The following is a 17278-nucleotide window of genomic DNA, read 5'->3' on the forward strand; positions in this document are numbered from 1 at the left end:
CCCGGGGGGCTGGCACCAGCCCGGCACGCCACGGCGGGCGTGCCGGCGGTCAGGGCGGGCTCAGGCGCGCCGTTCCAGATTGGCGCGCAGCACGGTCAGGGCCGCCATGTTGACGATGCGCCGCACCGTGGCGCTGGCGGTGAGGATGGTCACCGGCGCGTCGGCGCCCAGCAGGAAGGGGCCGATGGCCACATTGCTGCCGGCGGCGGTCTTGAGCAGGTTGTAGGCGATGTTGCCGGAATCGCCGTTCGGGCACACCAGCAGATTGGCGGAGCCCTGCAGGGTGGAATCCGGCAGGATTTCCTTGCGGATCGAGGCTTCCAGGGCGGCGTCGCCGTGCATTTCGCCGTCCACTTCCAGCTCCGGATCCCATTCGCGGATCAGGGCCAGGGCGCGACGCATCTTGTCGCTGGCCTGGCAGCGCTCGGAGCCGAAATTGGAGCGCGACAGCAGCGCCGCCTTGGGTTCCAGATTCAGGCGCCGCATTTCCTCGGCGGCGGCGATGGTGAACTCGGCGATCTGCTCGGCGCTGGGGTCCTCGTTGACGTGGGTGTCGACCACCGCCAGGGTGCGCTCCGGCAGCAGCAGCACGTTCATGGCCGCGTAGGTGCGCGCCTCCGGGCGCAGGCCGATCACCTGATCGACGAAGTTGAGGTGCTCGGCGAACCGGCCCACGGTGCCGCACACCATGCCGTCCGCCTCGCCCAGGTGGACCATCATGGCGCCGATCAGGGTCATGCGGCGGCGCATTTCCGTGCGCGCCATTTCCTTGGTGACGCCGTGGCGACCGCGCATCTCCCAGTAGGCGTTCCAGTAGCGGTGGAAGCGGTCGTCCTGCTCCGGATTGGTGACCTCCACGTCCTCGCCCAGCTTCAGGCGCAGGCCGTAGCGCTCGATGCGCATGGCCAGCACGTCCGGGCGGCCCACCAGAATCGGGAACGCCAGCCCTTCATCCACCACCACCTGGACGGCGCGCAGCACACGCTCTTCCTCGCCCTCGGTGAATACGATGCGAGCCTTGCCACCGTCGCGGACCAGCGCCTTGGCGGCGGAGAACAGCGGCTTCATGAAGGCGCCGGAGTGGTACACGAACTGCTTGAGCTGCTCGGCGTAGGCGTCCAGATCGGCGATCGGCCGGGTGGCCACGCCGTCGGCCATGGCCGCCTTGGCCACCGCCGGCGCGATGCGCACGATCAGACGCGGGTCGAACGGCTTGGGAATCAGGTATTCCGGCCCGAAGCTCAGGTCGTAGGTGCCGTAGGCGGCGGCCACCACCTCGTTCTGCTCTTCCTGGGCCAGGCCGGCGATGGCGTACACCGCTGCCTTTTCCATCTCCCGGGTGATGGTGGTGGCGCCGGCGTCCAGCGCGCCCCGGAAGATGTACGGGAAGCACAGCACGTTGTTGACCTGGTTGGGGTAGTCGGAGCGGCCGGTGGCGATCAGCAGATCGTCGCGCACCGCCTTGGCCTCCTCCGGCAGAATCTCCGGGTGCGGGTTGGCCAGGGCCAGAATCAGCGGGCGCGGGCCCATGCGCTGCACCATGTCCGGCTTGAGCACGCCACCGGCGGACAGGCCCAGGAACACGTCGGCGCCGTCGATCACCTCGCCCAGGGTGCGGGCGTCGGTGGGCTGGGCGAAGCGCGCCTTGTCCGGGTCCATCAGTTCCTTGCGGCCCTCGTAGACCACGCCCTCGATGTCGGTGACCCAGATGTTCTCCAGGGGCAGGCCCAGGTCGACCATCAGATCCAGGCAGGCCAGCGCCGCCGCGCCGGCGCCGGACACCACCACCTTGACCTGGTCCAGTTCCTTGCCGGCCACCCGCAGGCCATTGATAAAGGCGGCGCACACGGTGATCGCGGTGCCGTGCTGATCATCGTGAAACACCGGAATGCCCATGCGCTGGCGCAGCTTGCGCTCGACGATGAAGCACTCCGGCGCCTTGATGTCTTCCAGGTTGATGCCGCCGAAGGTGGGCTCCAGGGCGGCGATGATGTCCACCAGCTTGTCCGGGTCGCTCTCGTTGATCTCGATGTCGAACACGTCCAGCCCGGCGAACTTCTTGAACAGCACCGCCTTGCCTTCCATCACCGGCTTGGACGCCAGCGCCCCGATGTTGCCCAGGCCCAGCACCGCGCTGCCGTTGGTGATCACCGCCACCAGGTTGCCCCGGCCGGTGTAGCGCACCGCGTTCTTGGGATCGTCGACGATTTCCTCGCAGGCCCAGGCCACCCCCGGCGAATAGGCCAGGGCCAGATCGTTCTGGTTGGTCAGCGGTTTGGTGGGAACGATGGCGGTTTTGCCGGGGACGGGAAATTCGTGGTAATCGAGCGCAGCGCGGCGGCTGTCGGTGGCCAAGGCGGGTCTCCTTCCGGATAGGGTGTATACGTCATTTAACAGGCTGCCACCAGTGTACTGCCGCCACGCCCCGCCCGCACCCACCCGCCACGTTTTGTCACAACATCGGGGTCGGACCACGGCAACCCGTTGATACCGGATGTCTTTTTTTGTGAAACAGGGCCCAGTCGACGCTTAATGCATGGTTTTTACTAGTCAAAAATCAGCATAAGGAAAGGAGGAAAGGATGCCTCGCGCCCACCGTCATTACTCGCCGGGTCACGTCTGGCACATCACCCATCGCTGTCACGACCAGACGTTTCTGCTCAAATTCAAACACGACCGTCGCCTCTGGGAACGGTGGCTTTACGAAGCGCGGCACCGTTACGGGCTGCGGGTTCTGAATTACATCGCCACCAGCAACCATGTGCACCTTCTGGTCCACGACCAGGGCGACGACGAGATCCGGCGCTCCATTCAACTGGTGGCCGGACGGACCGCCCAGCATTTCAATGGCCGCCGGCGTCGCCGCGGGGCGTTCTGGGAGGGTCGCTACCACGCCACCGCCGTGGAAACCGGCGAGCATCTGCGCCGCTGCCTGGTCTATATCGATCTGAACATGGTGCGCGCCGGTAAGGTCCGGCATCCGCGCGAATGGGACACCTGCGGCTACAAGGAGATCCAGCTATCGCGCAACCGGTACCGGATCATCAACACCGGGGCGCTGATGAATGTGCTCGGCATCTCCGACCTGGGAGTGCTGCGTCGGACACACCGGGAGTGGGTAGAGGAAGCCCTGGAAAGCGGCGACCACGGTCGTGACCCGACCTGGACCGAAGCGTTGGCCGTGGGCAGCCGGGACTTCGTCGAGCAGTTTCGGGACGCCCAGGGCCCGATTGCCAGGAACCGACCGATCGAAACCGCTGGCGAGACTTGCCATCTGCGCGACGAGCCGGAGGCTTATCTGCCCTATTTGGCCGCTGAAAAGAGCCCTTCAAGCGCCTGATGGCGCTCTTTGAGATGGCTTTTTTATAGCAGAAACAATGAGTTACGGTGGTCCGACCCCGTCAGGGGAGGGGGCGGAGGTGTTCGAAGAGCATTTGCGGGGCGCGGCGGCCTCGGAATTCGTTGACCTCCAGGCGGTAGACGCCCTCCACCCGCTTGAGGCGGGCGCCCAGCAGCGCCGGGTCGGCGTTGAACAGGATGCCGTCCACCACGCCGCTCACCGCCGGCAGGCCCAGCGTCAGCTTGAGGTGGCGCTCGCCCACCACCCGGTGGTTGAGCACTTCGAATTCGCCGTCGAAGCGGGGCGGCGGAAAGCCCTGCCCCCACGGGAACCGGTGGGACAGCAGCTCGGCGGTGGCCAGGCAGATGTCCCGGTCGTCCAGGCCGCCGTCGCTGTCCACCACCGGGTCAAACAATTCGTCGCTGGCGGCCTCGGCCACCGCCGCCTGAAACGCTTCGCGAAACGCCTCCAGATCCGCCGCCTTCAGCGTCATGCCGGCGGCCATGGCGTGGCCGCCGAACTTGTGCAGCATCTCCGGATGGCGAGTGGCCACCGCGTCCAGCACGTCGCGCAGATGCAGGCCGGGAATCGAGCGCCCGGAGCCTTTCAGCAGCCCGGCCTCCTGGGCCGGGGCGAACGCGATCACCGGCCGGTGCACCGCTTCCTTGACCCGCGACGCCAGAATGCCCACCACCCCTTCGTGCCAGTCCCGGCCGTGCAGGCACAGCGCCGCCGGCAACGTCTGTTCGCGCAGCCGCGCCACTTCCACCATGGCCGCGTCGCGCATGCCTTGCTCAATGCCGCGCCGCTCCCGGTTGATGGTATCCAGCTCCTCGGCGTACTGACGGGCCTCGGACACGCTGTCCGCCAGCAGGCAGTCGATGCCGTGGCTCATGTCCGCCAGCCGCCCGGCGGCGTTGAGTCGCGGGCCCACCGCGAAACCCAGATCCGCCGCCAATGCACGCGCCGGGTCCCGCCCGGCCACCTGCAGCAGCGCGCGGATGCCCGGATTGCCCTGCCCGGCGCGCAGCCGCCGCAGACCCTGCTCCACCAGAATGCGGTTGGCGTCGTCCAGGCGCACCACGTCCGCCACCGTGCCCAGGGCCACCAGGTCGAGCAGGTCCACCACCGCGCCTTTCAGCCCCAGCCGCCGCTGCACCGCCATCAGCAGATAGAAGGCCACGCCCACGCCGGCCAGGTTGGCGGCGGGGAATTCGTCTCCCTCCAGCCGGGGGTTGGCGATGGCGTCCGCCTCGGGCAAGCGCTCGCCGGGCAAGTGGTGGTCGGTGATCAGCACGCGCATGCCCGCCGCCCGGGCGGCGGCCACGCCGTCCACGCTGGCGATGCCGTTGTCCACGGTGATGATCAGGTCCGGCTCGAACGACACCCGCGCCAGCTCGACGATGGCCGGCGACAGGCCGTAGCCGTACTCAAACCGATTGGGGACCAGGAAATCCGGACGGGGAAAGCCCAGCGCCTGCAGCCCGCGCACCATCAGCGCGGTGGCGGTGGCGCCGTCGGCGTCGTAATCACCGACGATGCAAATCCGCCAGTGCTGCTCGCGGGCGGCCAGCAGCAGCTCCACCGCCGCCGCCAGCCCCTGGAAGCGGTCCGGGTGCGGCAGCCGCCCCAGGGTCAGTTCCAGTTGCTCCGCGGCGGTCAGGCCACGACCGGCGAGAATGCGCGCCAGCAGCGGCGGCACGCCCGGCCAGTCCACGGACACCGGCGGGCGGCGGCGAATACGGGGGTACGAACTTACGGTCATGACATCCGGCAGTGGGGGCAATCGCGGCAAGCGTCCGGGTATCCACCCCTTGCGTCAAGGGAAACGACCCATAAGTCACACAGGGGGGCTAACATCAAGCGGCCGTGCTTCTTATACTTGGCGGCCCTGAGCGGGCTCGACCGGAAATGTGAGCAAACACTCACATGAAACGGCGGGCCACGCCCGCGGCCCCTCCGCGTACTTTGGGACTGGAGAGCAATCGTTATGATTTACCAAGGCAACGCCGTAAGCGTAGAACTGCTTGACGACGGCATCGCCGAACTGAAGTTCGACCTTCAGGGCGAGTCCGTGAACAAGTTCAACCGTGCCACTCTGGAAGACCTGAGCAAGGCCACCGAGGCCCTCAAGGGCAACGACCAGGTCAAGGGCATCGTGGTCACCTCCGGCAAGAAAGTGTTCATTGTCGGCGCCGACATCACCGAATTCACCGAAATGTTCGCCAACGACGAGGCGGAGATCGCCCAGTGGTCCCGCCAGGCGAACGATATCTTCAACGCCTTCGAAGATCTGGACGTGCCCAAGGTGGCGGCCATCAACGGCTTCGCCCTGGGCGGCGGCCTGGAAATGTGCCTCGCCTGCGAATTCCGGGTCATGGGCGAAGCCGCCCAGGTGGGCTTCCCGGAAGTGAAGCTGGGCATCTACCCGGGCTTCGGCGGCACCGTGCGCACCCCGCGCATCATCGGCGTGGACAACGCCGTGGAGTGGATCGCTACCGGCGGCCAGAACAAAGCGGACAAGGCCCTGAAAGTGGGCATCGTCGACGCCGTGGTCAAAGCCGGCGACGAACGTGACGCCGCCATCGACCTGGTCAAGCAGTGCCTGGCCGGCAAGATCGACTTCCGCGCCAAGCGCCAGGAAAAACTGGATCCCCTGCCGATGCCCCCGATGGAACAGATGATGGCGTTCCAGACCGGTATGGCCATGGTTCAGCAGCAGGCCGGCAAGAACTACCCGGCCCCGGTGGAAGCCGTGAAGTCCATGCAGAAGGCCGCCGGCATGAAGCGCGACGACGCCCTGGACGTGGAATCCAAAGGCTTCGCCAAGCTCGCCAAGACCCAGCAGGCCACCGCCATGGTGGGCCTGTTCCTGGCCGACCAGCAGGTCAAGAAAGTGAACGGCAAGACCGCCAAGGCCTCCCGCGAAGTGAAGCACGCCGCGGTACTGGGCGCCGGCATCATGGGCGGCGGCATCGCCTTCCAGTCGGCCCTCAAGGGCACGCCCATCGTGATGAAGGACATCAACGACAAGGCGCTGGACCTGGGCATGAACGAAGCGTCCAAGCTGCTCGCCAAACGCGTCAGCAAAGGCAAGATGGACGCCGCCGGCATGGGCAAGGTGCTCTCCGCCATCCGCCCCACCCTCAGCTATGAGGACTTCAAGGACATCGACGTGATCGTCGAAGCGGTGGTCGAGAACCCCAAGATCAAGCAGTCCGTACTGGCCGAGACCGAACAGAAAGTGGACGGCGCCATCCTCGCCTCCAACACCTCCACCATCTCCATCAACCGGCTCGCCGAAGCGCTCAAGAAGCCGGAAAACTTCGCCGGTATGCACTTCTTCAACCCGGTGCACATGATGCCCCTGGTGGAAGTGATCCGCGGTGAAAAAACCTCCGACGAAACCGTCGCCACCCTGGTCAACTACGCCCAGAAAATGGGCAAGAACCCGGTGGTGGTGAACGACTGCCCCGGCTTCCTGGTGAACCGGGTGCTGTTCCCCTACTTCGCCGGCTTCAGCATGCTGGTCCGTGACGGCGCCGACTTCCAGCAGGTCGACAAAGTCATGCAGAAATTCGGCTGGCCCATGGGCCCCGCCTACCTGCTCGACGTGGTCGGCATCGACACCGGCGTGCACGCCGCCAAGGTAATGGCGGAAGGCTTCCCCGACCGCATGGACCACGACTTCAAGGACCCGACCGAGATCATGTTCGAAAACGAACGCTATGGTCAGAAGAACGGCATCGGCTTCTACAAGTACGAGGAAGACAAGAAGGGCAAGCCCAAGAAAGTGGTCGACGAAAAGACCTACGAGCTGATCAAGCCCGCCGTCACCAGCGAGCCAAAGGACTACGACGCCGACGAGATCATCGCCCGTATGATGATCCCGATGTGCACCGAAACCGTCCGCTGCCTGGAAGACAACATCGTCGGCTCCCCCGCCGAGGCGGACATGGCGATGATCTACGGCATCGGCTTCCCTCCGTTCCGCGGCGGCCCGCTGCGCTACATCGACAGCATCGGCACCCAGGCCTTCGTGGAACTCTGTGACAAGTACGCCCACCTGGGCGCGCTGTACGAAGCGCCGCAAATGCTCAAGGACAAAGCCGCCAAGGGCGAGTCCTTCTTCGGCTAAGGCACGGGCAAAGGAGATTTTGAAATGAGTTTGAATCCGAAAGACGTGGTCATCGTCGATGCCGTGCGCACCCCGATGGGCAAAAGCAAGAACGGTATGTTCCGCAATGTACGCGCGGAAAAACTCTCCGCGCTGCTGATCCAGGCCCTGATGGAACGCAACGCCGGCTGGGACACCGCCACCACCGAGGACGTGATCTGGGGCTGCGTGAACCAGACCAAGGAACAGGGCATGAACATCGCCCGTAACATCGCCATGCTGGCCGGCGTGCCCCGCACCACCGCGGCGCAAACCGTCAACCGCCTGTGCGGCTCCTCCATGCAGGCCCTGCACAGCGCCGCCCAGGCGATCATGACCGGCAACGGCGACGTGTTCGTCATCGGCGGCGTGGAACACATGGGCCATGTGGCCATGGACCACGGCGTGGACCTCAACCCGGAACTGTCCAAGTACACCGCCCGGGCCTCCAACATGATGGGCCTGACCGCGGAAATGCTCGGCCGCATGCACGGCATCACCCGTGAACAGCAGGACGAATTCGGCGTGCGCTCCCACAAGAAAGCCTGGGAAGCCACCGAACAAGGCCGCTGGAAAAACGAAATCGTGCCCGTGGAAGGCCATGACGCCGACGGCCACAAAGTGCTGTGCGAAATCGACGAAACCATCCGTCCCAACGCCAGCCTCGAAGACATGCAGAAACTGCGCCCCGTCTTCGACCCGGTCAGCGGCACCGTCACCGCCGGCACCTCCTCCGCCCTCTCCGACGGCGCGGCGGCGATGCTGGTGATGACCGCCGAAAAAGCCCAGGCCATGGGCCTCAAGCCCCGCGCCAAGATCCGCAGCATGGCCGTGGCCGGCTGCGACGCCGCCATCATGGGCTACGGCCCGGTCCCGGCCACTCAGAAAGCCCTGGCCCGCGCCGGCCTGACCATCGACGACATCGACTACGTGGAGCTCAACGAAGCCTTCGCCGCGCAATCGCTGCCGGTGCTCAAGGACCTCAAGCTCCTCGACAAGATGAACGAGAAGGTCAACCTCAACGGCGGCGCCATCGCCCTGGGCCACCCCCTGGGCTGCTCCGGTGCCCGCATCACCGGCACCCTGCTGAACGTACTGGAAGGCAACGACGGCCAGATCGGCCTGGCCACCATGTGCATCGGCCTGGGTCAGGGCATCGCCACGGTGATCGAGCGGGTTTAACCCTTCTCTTCACCGTTGCCGAGAGCTGAAAAGCCCCGGCGGGTTCGCCCGCCGGGGCTTTTTTATGGTTGATCGCGGCTGAAGCCGCTCCTACACGGTGGGCTGGGTTCTTGATGTAGGAGCGACTTCAGTCGCGATGAAATTGGCACCACCGCTGACCTAGTCCGAAGCCCCCTCCCTTCTGAAATCCCCAAAATTGACAAACCTTGCAAGCGACTTAGCATCACTTTGTAACCCCCAACCCCAGGAGAGTGAGCATGCACATCTCACTAACCCCCGAACTGGAAGAGCGCATCAAAACCAAAGTGGAAAGCGGCCTCTACAACAACGCCAGCGAAGTCATCCGCGAGGCCCTCAGTTTCGTGGAAACCCATGAAGAATGGATCAATGAAATCAAGCCCGCGCGCCTGCGTGAGCAGCTTAGGGAAGGCGTGAATCAATTGGACCGTACGAGGGCACACGCATAACCTCAAAAACCGGCCTGGACGATCTGTTCGAAGAGCTGAAGGCGTAACAATGCCAACCTCACTGGCCCTCTCACCCGCCGACCACTAGGACCTGGTAGCACTCCGGCAATATAGTGCTCTCGATTGCGAAAGCACCGCCCCGACCAATACCTGGACGAGTTAAAGGAAGCCATTTGGTCGCTTCTTGAGTATCCAGAGACAGACAGGACGCGCCCTGAATTATCGAGTGAAATCCGCAGCCTACCAGTGTCCAGCCAAGTCATTTTCTACCGAATAGAGCGAGAACAACAGCTAGAGATCATTCGAATCCTGCATTCGCGGCAGGATGTGGACCGGCACCTTTGATGAATCGCTTTAAGGTTTCTCTCGCAAAGACCTAAGCACCGGCAAACCCACTAAGCTGCGCCCAACAGTGTATCTATCTGTTTGTTCAACCAGCCCATCGCCACACCTATACTGTACACCTATAGAACCGGCCAAAGGGTTGCATAAGAGCCTTTAATTTCCAGAAAATATTTGATTAATAAGTTCAGCAAGGTCTTGCAAAACTTCCGCTGAGGTATCTGACAATCCCGTATCTTCGTGCATATGGTAATTTCGCATCCGTCTCGCGCCATGAAGGGCTTTTCTAGCCACCTGCATAGAACGCAATTCCTGCAGGATCTGTTCTTCGGTTGGTTTTGGACTGGCAACAGGTTCGGCCTCTATCTCTCCATTCAGGATCATTTTCCGTACATGTCGCTCTCTAACACGTTCTGCAGCAATCGGGCGCATCGAAAACATTTTTTCATCCGTAACCCAGCTCTGCTCTAGAGCAATTTCCACATAGTTCGCCAAAGTCTTAGGAGGATTCTGAGAAAGGGCGCCTTTTACAGCATCGTACTTTGCCTTTAGGGCTTGCTCCAGTGCCTTATATCCAATAATTTCCGCCGACTGGTGCAACCTATAAGAATAGTAGCTATAGAGAGATATATTTTTTGCGTTCTCAAAAGTCTGCCGAACGTCGATCGGGACCTTCTCCTCAAGCACAATTCGAGCCACCCTGGCGTGCCAGCTAGTAATATCGAGACTATCATTGCGCGAATCGGGAAGCCCAAACTCTTCCAACGACTTCAGAGCATCATCCTTGGCTATAAACTGGCGCTCATTAAGACTCATTAGGACCTCAGTCTTCAAGGAAGATACCAATCCACCAGATTCCTTATATACGCGGGGGCGTCATCCACGATTCTTTTAAATATTATTTCTTCTTCACTAACAAACTGCACATAATCTGCTATTTCCGAAACATATTCAGGAGGAAAACCATAGCGCATCATAAGAGCGTGCATACTATCATTGGTCCCATATCGGATGAGCTCTATTATCTTATCCGACCTTTGATCATTTGTTTTTTCTTTATACACCTTAAATGCCGCAATAAACACATCACAGAGAGAATAAGAAATAACCTTATCAATATAATCGTATGTATCATAAACAATACGGTCATAACTTGCTTCGCTCGCAGCAGTACCTTTTGGGAAAACGGAAAAACTATGCACCAAGGACGCATCAGGCAGAGTACTAGCCGGTTGAGAAAAAAGCGCCTCACCTTTGTACGCCTCATCACGCCTTGCAATTCTATTAAACCTAAGACCAACAATCTCTTTGAATGACCAACCTTGAAATACGAGCAACAAAATTCCCATAGCCTGCATAAAAACCGATTCCTCAACTTCTCCTAGCCTCCGACCCAATGAAGCCTGAAATATCGAGGAAAAAGATTTCTTTAGAATATCCCTGGCGGCCTTTTTGCTTTCGCCACGCAAAGCCCCCTTCACCGTAGGCTCACTATAAATGATAGATATTATTTCCTTACAGTCACAAAGGATATTATCTTTAGACAACCTCTCAACTTTAGTAAGTGGTAAGTTTTTGTCATCGTCAAATGTACCAGATTTGATCGACTCAACCAATTCTCGCACATCATCATCCTCATTAAATTCATCATCCAAAACCGACTTATTACTTAATCTAAAATCTGACCGGCTCTTTTCTACAAATAGCTTTGCATTTTTTGTATATACATACCCATAGTCAAAATTTTTAGAACTTGAAAGCCTTCCTGCTCTTCCAATAAGATTTTTAAAGGCTAGAGATCTAAATTTTTCGCCCCCACCCAAGAATCTCATACTTTCAAGCCAAACTATGTCAAATGGCATATTGACTCCTTGCGCCAAGGTACTTGTCGCAAAACAAAGTTTGGCAAAACCAGAACGAATAAAGTCTTCCACCAAAAATCTTGCCTCAAGAGGTATTGAGCCATGATGGATAACAACCCCCCTCATCATAAGATCAATCATTTTTGATTTATATGCGCTACCATCCGCCCCGATCATGGATGCTATTTGAGAAATAATATTTTTCGCATCGTCATCAACAACAAATGAAAATCTATTTATATATTTCGAAAACCCCTCCAAAAAACTGCCGTTATATATGGACGCTTTTGAAACATATACAAGCACTGACTTATTGCCATCCAAAGCAAAATCTTCAAACTTTCCCGAAAACTCCTTACATTCATTGACTCTATATCCTCGATCCGAATGCGGCGAAAAATAATAGTATTTCTTATTGATGCTATGCTTTTGAACACAAACCCTACCTACAGCAGCCTGCATATAAGCTTTTGCGTAGCTGCAATCTTTCGGAAGATCATGTTTCTCTATTTGGGCCTCTGGGTTATCAACAAAAGGGTGTGCAAATAACATTTTCGCATTTCGGAACTTCCTTTCAGCCCGTCTCACCAAAGCATCAAAGTAAACACCTCGCCGCCCTTCGTCTGAAATTTGAGCTTCATCAAAGAAGAAAAAATTCACCTCTAGAGAAAAATCTTTACTGAATAACTCTCTAGCTCTTTCTGGCGTAAGTACGAATATGCGCTTCAACGACCTTTTCTTGAATACCTCATCAACGTGAGCCAATATCATGACACTTTTATCAGCACCAAATCGCCTCTTCATAGACTTCACATATTCAGCTATCAACGCTCTTGTCGGAACAACGACTACGGAATTTCCGTCAATTTCCGCAATATAATCTCGTGCGGAATAAGATTTTCCGGCACTAGTGGGGGCGGATATAGATACGAAGCGTTTTTCCTCGAGCGCCCGCCTCATGCTTGCCTGAACAGGTGTAAGGATTGAGCCATAATTCCTTTTATGCTGCTCACCAAATCCAAGCATCAAAAGGGAATAGACATTCGTTGGATTGGTATCTTTATAAAAAAGCCCTAAAGCAGACAAAATTCGCTCTTCAAAAAAAACAAAAACATCAGGATGGAATATTTTATAATAACTAACCTTCTCAAGTATTCCTTCTGAGACAGGGCCATTTTTGTGGATATCCTCGAGAATTTCAGAGAGATCCACAAAGGGCTCCTCCGAATCGATGGTGCTTATTATACTCAATGCGCCACCCCTACAAGATAAAATGCTTCCACTTCGCCAAGATCAAAATCTTCCAATATTTTCTTTAATGCGTTGTTCATAACTTTAACCTCGTCTTTCGCATTTAAAGAGAAGGCAGCCACGACACCAAACAAATCACAATCCAAATTATCTATAGCATTTTTCGAAACGAAATTACCTAAATGAACACCATCTCTTAGATGCTTTTCCTCCCCAATAAAACTTTTTGCTTGCTTTATTGCTTCAGAATAGGGACTGCTAGATGATTTAAATTTTGCCTCCCCAAAATTGACTAAATCGAAAGGGCAAACGGTATGAAAATCAAAGCCTTCGTTTTGTTTTTTTTGCGGCTTCCATAGCTCCGCAAGCGGAACCTCATGATGCGAGAAAATGGCTCCCAGAGCTTTGGATGACCCCATCGAAACTATAAGCTCCCCCAACTCTGCGCCCACACCAACCTCTTCTTCAGAAATCTCATTGAATATTTTGACCAAAATTTCTGCGGTTTCTTGAGCAGTTTTCCGATAAGCTCTTCTCGCTCTCTCGTCAAGATCCATTATCCAAGAGGTATCTTGAACGCTAGCGGCCAACTCAGCAGACAACCTCATAACGTCTTGAATAGACACCTTGCAAAGCCTAATTTTTTCGTAACCAGGCACTGACTCCATCTCCTGAAAAGTACACCCGGCCTTCTCATCAGAAAAAATTTTATTTTTTGCCATTAAAGAAACCATTACCTATATTTTTTTCGTCTTTATTAAGGTCACGCATGGAAAATGCGATAAGCGAGGAAAAGCGGGGCAGCCATGAGCCGCCATGGCTGTATTCTTCCTGCTGAAGTCAACTGAGGCACATTGGCAGGTCAGCTGCCGGGAATGTCTGAAATTTTTTAACCCAGGATATAAAGCCTCGGCGCCGGGAGACCCTATCCGCTTCATGATATCCGGTTTCCAGTCCTTTACTTCCAGGAACAGCAGACCTCGCCCGGGGTTCAGGACGATAAAATCCGGGTAGCGGCGTTGGTGGCCGAGGGGGATGTCGTACCAGACGGTGTAGTCGTCTTCGAGCAGGGTTTCCAGGCGCTGGCCCAGGCGGCGTTCGCCGGGCGTCATGCGGCGTACCGTGCTGAGATTGGGGATTATGACCGCCATGGCCCGGCGCTCCCCTGCCACCCCTTGATCACCCCGAATCCGCTCCGCGGGTCAGGCATCCCTTTGCCCCCTGCTTATCCTTTTTTATTTCACGCCCTCTTCGGGGCGGCTTTTTTGTGAAACAGGTCCGAATTTACCGGGAGATTAGGGAAAAATGCAAGGCATGGAGACGTTCGCGGAATGCTCCCTGGATAGGCGCCGTTCGGGATGGTCCGATTTCAAGGTTTTACCGGCGGGGCCGGTTTGTCCCAGTTGAGCATGACGACGTAGCCGGGATTCTGATGGGGTCGATGAGAAAGAACGAGGCTGACGGTTTCTCCTTCGGGCAGAGACCAATACACCGTCTGAAGGCTGGCCACGGTGTCTGTCATACCCTCGAGCCACATCAGAGTATTCACGAAAAAGCCCAAGTTGAATGTGTCCAGGTCGGGAGGGCCAAATCGAGCTTCTACCTTTTCACGCAGCGTTTTCAGGTGATGACGTTGTTCGGCTTTGGTGTGAAAGGCGATGGAGCGGACAAGTCCCGTGACCTTATTGTCCCGGCAGTCATACAGGCGGGCTCGGCGAGTGTTGGCGTCCTGGATCTGGAAGGCCAGCATCCCTTCGTGAAGCATTTTTTCCAAGGGTAGTCCGGGCTCCGCTCCACGGGCGATTTCCATGGCGTAAACGTCCCGGCAGCCGTCCCCGGGGGCAACGCCACCAAAGATGTCCGCCCAGCCCAGGGCGGGAAACAGAATAGCGCCGAGCAGCGACGTTCGCAGGATCTTGCGGCATTGAGGGTTCATGGGCCGATCATCGCACAAACCCTGTCCTCTCAGGCAGGGCTTACGACTCGCCGGTATAAGCCCTGACCTGATCCCCTTCCAACACATAACCGGCGGTGCCGTATTCGGTCTTCCGGGAGTCCACTTTCAGCGTGCCTTCGATTTCCACGGCGTCCCACATCATGTCCACGGGCATGCCTTCGCCCTGCATTTTGACCAGCACCACCTGGTTGCGGGGCGGCGGGGGGTAGTGGATGCAGGCGCCGAAGTACGGGACCAGCAGGAATTCGCGCAGGTGTTTGTCGTCGCCTTCCAGGGGGACCACGAAGCCGGGGAGACTCAGGGCCGTGTCGTTCAGGTCCTGGCGCAGGGGGGCATTGCTCCAGGCGTCCTGCATGGCGTCGAAGAGTTGCACGGCGCGGGCGTCGGTGTCTTCCAGTTGGTCGGGGGAGTTGTTGCCGTAGATCTCCTTTGAGATGGCTTCGTATTCGGCGCGGGGGTCCCAGTCCTTGGGGACCAGAGTGTCCCAGACATTGGATTCCGCCTGAATGTCGGCGGGTTCGGCGGGCGGTTCCGAGGGCTCGGCGCCCGGTACCGGGGTGCTCAGCAGCAGGGCGAGCAGAGCGAGGGGAAGGGCTTTCATATCAGCTCCGGGGGGTGAGGCCGTCGGCGAGGCTGTTGCGGAAGGCCTTTTCGGCGGGCAGCAGGCCGGCCAGGGAGCCGGCCAGCAGCACGGCGGCGGCCAGGGGCAGTTCCGCCATGGCCAGCAGGTGCGTGGGCAGCCGCAGGGACCATTCCGTCAGCGCCCAGGGGGCCAGGATTTGTTGGGCGGCGAACAGCAGCGGCAGGCCGGTGACGCAGCCGGCCAGGGTGAGGCAGAGGCTTTCGCCGACGATCACGCCGTAGACGGTGCCGCGTCCGGCGCCGGCGGCGCGCAGCACGGCCAGTTCGTGGCGGCGGCCTTCCAGGGCCGCCAGCACGGTGGAGATCAGCACCAGCAGCGCCACCAGGAATACCGCCACGGCGGCGGCGCGCAGGGCGTTTTCCACGTTGGCGGTCATGCGCCACAGGCGCTGGAGTTCCACACCGGGGATGATGGCGCTGAGCGGTTCGCCGTCGTAGCGGGACAGTTCCCGCTGCAGGCCGAGGATGGCGGTGCGCTGTTTCAGGCCGAGCATTACCGCGTTGACGGTGTCTGGTTTGTCGCTGGCGGCCGGGCGACCGGGCACGGGATAGGCGTAGCGGCCGCCGCTGTGGATCGCCGCCATGGCCTCCAGCGAGATATAGAGGCCCTGGTCCACCGGGGTGCCGGTGGGGGCGAGGATGCCGCTGACGGTGAAGGGGTGGTCGTCGTGCTCGATGATGGCCGGGCCACCGCCGGAGCCGTGGGCGAGCACCACCGGCGTGCCCGGTTGATAGTCCAGACGGCGGGCCACGTCGCTGCCAAGCACTACCTGATCCGGGCCGGCGAACCAGTCACCGGTGGCCAGTTCCAGGGACCGGTCGCGGCCGTAGCGGTAGTGGTCCAGGTAGCCGTGGTTGGTGGCCACCACCGGGAAGCCACGGTGAAAGTCGCCCAGGGCGATGGGGATCCACCATTTCACCTGGGGATGGGCGGCCAGGTGCTCCACGGTGCGCCATTCGATGCCGGCGGTGGGTTCGCTCAGGTGGAAGACGCTGTAGAGCAGGATATTGGTGGGGCCGCCCCGGGCGCTGACGATCAGGTCCATGCCGGAGACGGTGCTGGCGAAGTTGGCGTGCACTTGGTGGCGCAGGCGCTCGATGCCGAGAATCATCACCAGGCTCAGGGCGATGGCGGCGACGATCAGCGCGGCGGAGGTTTTGCGGGTGCCCAGGGACGCGAGGATGAGTCTAGGCAGCATGGCGGGCCGCCCGGTTGAGAGCCTCGAACGCCAGGGAGCGGTGGAAGAACGGCGCCACCGCCGGGTCGTGGCTGACCATCAGCAGCGCGCTGCCGCCCCGTTCGCATTGATCCGCCAGCAGCCGCATCAGGCCGTCGCGGTGGCCGCTGTCCAAGGCGGAGGTGGGCTCGTCGGCGACGATCAACTCCGGCTGGCCGAACAGGGCCCGGGCCGCCGCCACCCGCTGCTGCTGGCCGAACGACAGCTGATGGGCGGGCAGGCGCGCCACCGTCTCGTCCAGGCCGAGCCGCCGCAACAGCGCCAAGGCCGCCGGGGCCCGCTCACCGGGCTCGCGCTCGCGGCGACGCGGCGAGAACGCCGGGGTCAGCGCCACATTGTCCAGAGCGGACAGATACGGCAGCAGATTGAAGGCCTGGAAAATCACGCCCATATGGTCGGCGCGGAAGGCGTCGCGGCGGCGCTGGGACAGGTCGGAGAACGCCTCGCCGGCGATGTGGATGTCGCCGCGCTGCAGCGGGCGAATGCCGGTGACCAGCGACAGCAGCGTGCTTTTGCCGCAGCCGCTGGGGCCGTGGATCAGCACCCGTTCACCGGGCGCCAGGGTGAGCCGCTCCACCGCGATAAAGGGGCGCGGCTGGCCCGGGTGGTGGAAGCGCAGGTCTTCCAGGTCCAGGGCCGGGATCATGCGTCGTCCAGAGTCAGCCGGGTTTGGCCGGGGGCCAGCCGTCGGGCGCCCTGCCCTTGTGGCCGCAGCAGAATCACCTCGGTGGTGAGCGCCGGGAAGTCGGCCAGGAACGCCCAGGTCACCGCGTCCAGGCGGTCCATGTGGGCACACTGGTAGGTCCAGCTGGCCTCCAGATCCTGATGGCCCCCGCCCGCG

16 protein-coding genes are annotated in these 17278 nt (G+C 59.9%); 5 read left to right on the plus strand and 11 right to left on the minus strand.

All coding sequences use genetic code 11. From position 1 onward, the window contains the following. Window positions 1–60 precede the first annotated feature (60 nt). The gene (locus ACLD0W_RS13085; RefSeq protein ID WP_410307920.1) at window positions 61–2355 is read right to left on the minus strand and encodes an NADP-dependent malic enzyme; all 2295 of its coding nucleotides are present in this window, start codon (window positions 2353–2355) and stop codon (window positions 61–63) included. Between the two features lie 226 nt (window positions 2356–2581). Here ACLD0W_RS13085 and ACLD0W_RS13090 point away from each other — a divergent pair, with 226 nt between their 5' ends. Further along, on the plus strand, window positions 2582–3340 hold the full coding sequence (locus ACLD0W_RS13090; protein ID WP_410307921.1) for a transposase: 759 nt from the start codon (window positions 2582–2584) through the stop codon (window positions 3338–3340). Window positions 3341–3401: 61 nt separating this feature from the next. On the opposite strand, the gene recJ is transcribed toward ACLD0W_RS13090, so the two are convergent. After that, on the minus strand, window positions 3402–5105 hold the full coding sequence (gene recJ / locus ACLD0W_RS13095; protein ID WP_410307922.1) for a single-stranded-DNA-specific exonuclease RecJ: 1704 nt from the start codon (window positions 5103–5105) through the stop codon (window positions 3402–3404). Between the two features lie 225 nt (window positions 5106–5330). On the opposite strand from recJ, the gene fadB reads away from it, so the two are divergent. From fadB to ACLD0W_RS13115, 4 genes are all read left to right on the plus strand, one after another. After that, complete coding sequence (fadB, locus tag ACLD0W_RS13100; RefSeq protein WP_410307923.1) at window positions 5331–7478, plus strand: fatty acid oxidation complex subunit alpha FadB; 2148 nt, start codon at window positions 5331–5333, stop codon at window positions 7476–7478. A 24-nt stretch (window positions 7479–7502) separates the two neighbouring features. Further along, window positions 7503–8678 (plus strand): acetyl-CoA C-acyltransferase FadA, encoded by a 1176-nt coding sequence (gene fadA / locus ACLD0W_RS13105; RefSeq protein ID WP_410307924.1) that lies wholly within the window; start codon window positions 7503–7505, stop codon window positions 8676–8678. A gap of 257 nt (window positions 8679–8935) precedes the next feature. Beyond that, a complete protein-coding gene (locus tag ACLD0W_RS13110; protein WP_410307925.1) occupies window positions 8936–9145 on the plus strand; it encodes a type II toxin-antitoxin system ParD family antitoxin in 210 nt (69 codons plus the stop codon). Between the two features lie 123 nt (window positions 9146–9268). Continuing rightward, on the plus strand, window positions 9269–9490 hold the full coding sequence (locus ACLD0W_RS13115; RefSeq protein WP_410307926.1) for a type II toxin-antitoxin system RelE/ParE family toxin: 222 nt from the start codon (window positions 9269–9271) through the stop codon (window positions 9488–9490). Between the two features lie 153 nt (window positions 9491–9643). On the opposite strand, the gene ACLD0W_RS13120 is transcribed toward ACLD0W_RS13115, so the two are convergent. From ACLD0W_RS13120 to ACLD0W_RS13160, 9 genes are all read right to left on the minus strand, one after another. Then, entirely contained in the window at window positions 9644–10303 is a 660-nt protein-coding gene (locus ACLD0W_RS13120) for a hypothetical protein (RefSeq protein ID WP_410307927.1), read from the minus strand. A gap of 14 nt (window positions 10304–10317) precedes the next feature. Beyond that, window positions 10318–12561 carry a DEAD/DEAH box helicase gene (locus ACLD0W_RS13125; protein WP_410307928.1) on the minus strand — a complete coding sequence of 748 codons (2244 nt, stop codon included), beginning with the start codon at window positions 12559–12561 and terminating at the stop codon, window positions 10318–10320. 35 nt (window positions 12562–12596) lie between these two features. Then, window positions 12597–13322 (minus strand): hypothetical protein, encoded by a 726-nt coding sequence (locus tag ACLD0W_RS13130; RefSeq protein WP_410307929.1) that lies wholly within the window; start codon window positions 13320–13322, stop codon window positions 12597–12599. Window positions 13323–13337: 15 nt separating this feature from the next. Next, window positions 13338–13751, minus strand: a complete 414-nt coding sequence (locus ACLD0W_RS13135) for a nuclease-related domain-containing protein (protein WP_410307930.1) — start codon at window positions 13749–13751, stop codon at window positions 13338–13340. Window positions 13752–13969: 218 nt separating this feature from the next. Next, window positions 13970–14536, minus strand: a complete 567-nt coding sequence (locus ACLD0W_RS13140; RefSeq protein ID WP_410307931.1) for a hypothetical protein — start codon at window positions 14534–14536, stop codon at window positions 13970–13972. Between the two features lie 40 nt (window positions 14537–14576). Continuing rightward, entirely contained in the window at window positions 14577–15158 is a 582-nt protein-coding gene (locus tag ACLD0W_RS13145) for a DUF3299 domain-containing protein (protein ID WP_410307932.1), read from the minus strand. A 1-nt stretch (window position 15159) separates the two neighbouring features. Continuing rightward, the gene (locus tag ACLD0W_RS13150) at window positions 15160–16398 is read right to left on the minus strand and encodes an ABC transporter permease (RefSeq protein WP_410307933.1); all 1239 of its coding nucleotides are present in this window, start codon (window positions 16396–16398) and stop codon (window positions 15160–15162) included. Continuing rightward, complete coding sequence (locus tag ACLD0W_RS13155) at window positions 16388–17083, minus strand: ATP-binding cassette domain-containing protein (protein WP_410307934.1); 696 nt, start codon at window positions 17081–17083, stop codon at window positions 16388–16390. The genes ACLD0W_RS13150 and ACLD0W_RS13155 overlap by 11 nt, the downstream gene beginning before the upstream one ends. Then, window positions 17080–17278: DUF2796 domain-containing protein (locus tag ACLD0W_RS13160; protein ID WP_410307935.1), on the minus strand; the 199-nt coding region annotated here is incomplete at its 5' end. The genes ACLD0W_RS13155 and ACLD0W_RS13160, both read right to left, overlap by 4 nt.

It is taken from the genome of Alloalcanivorax sp. C16-1 (genome assembly GCF_046507805.1).
Lineage (GTDB): Bacteria > Pseudomonadota > Gammaproteobacteria > Pseudomonadales > Alcanivoracaceae > Alloalcanivorax.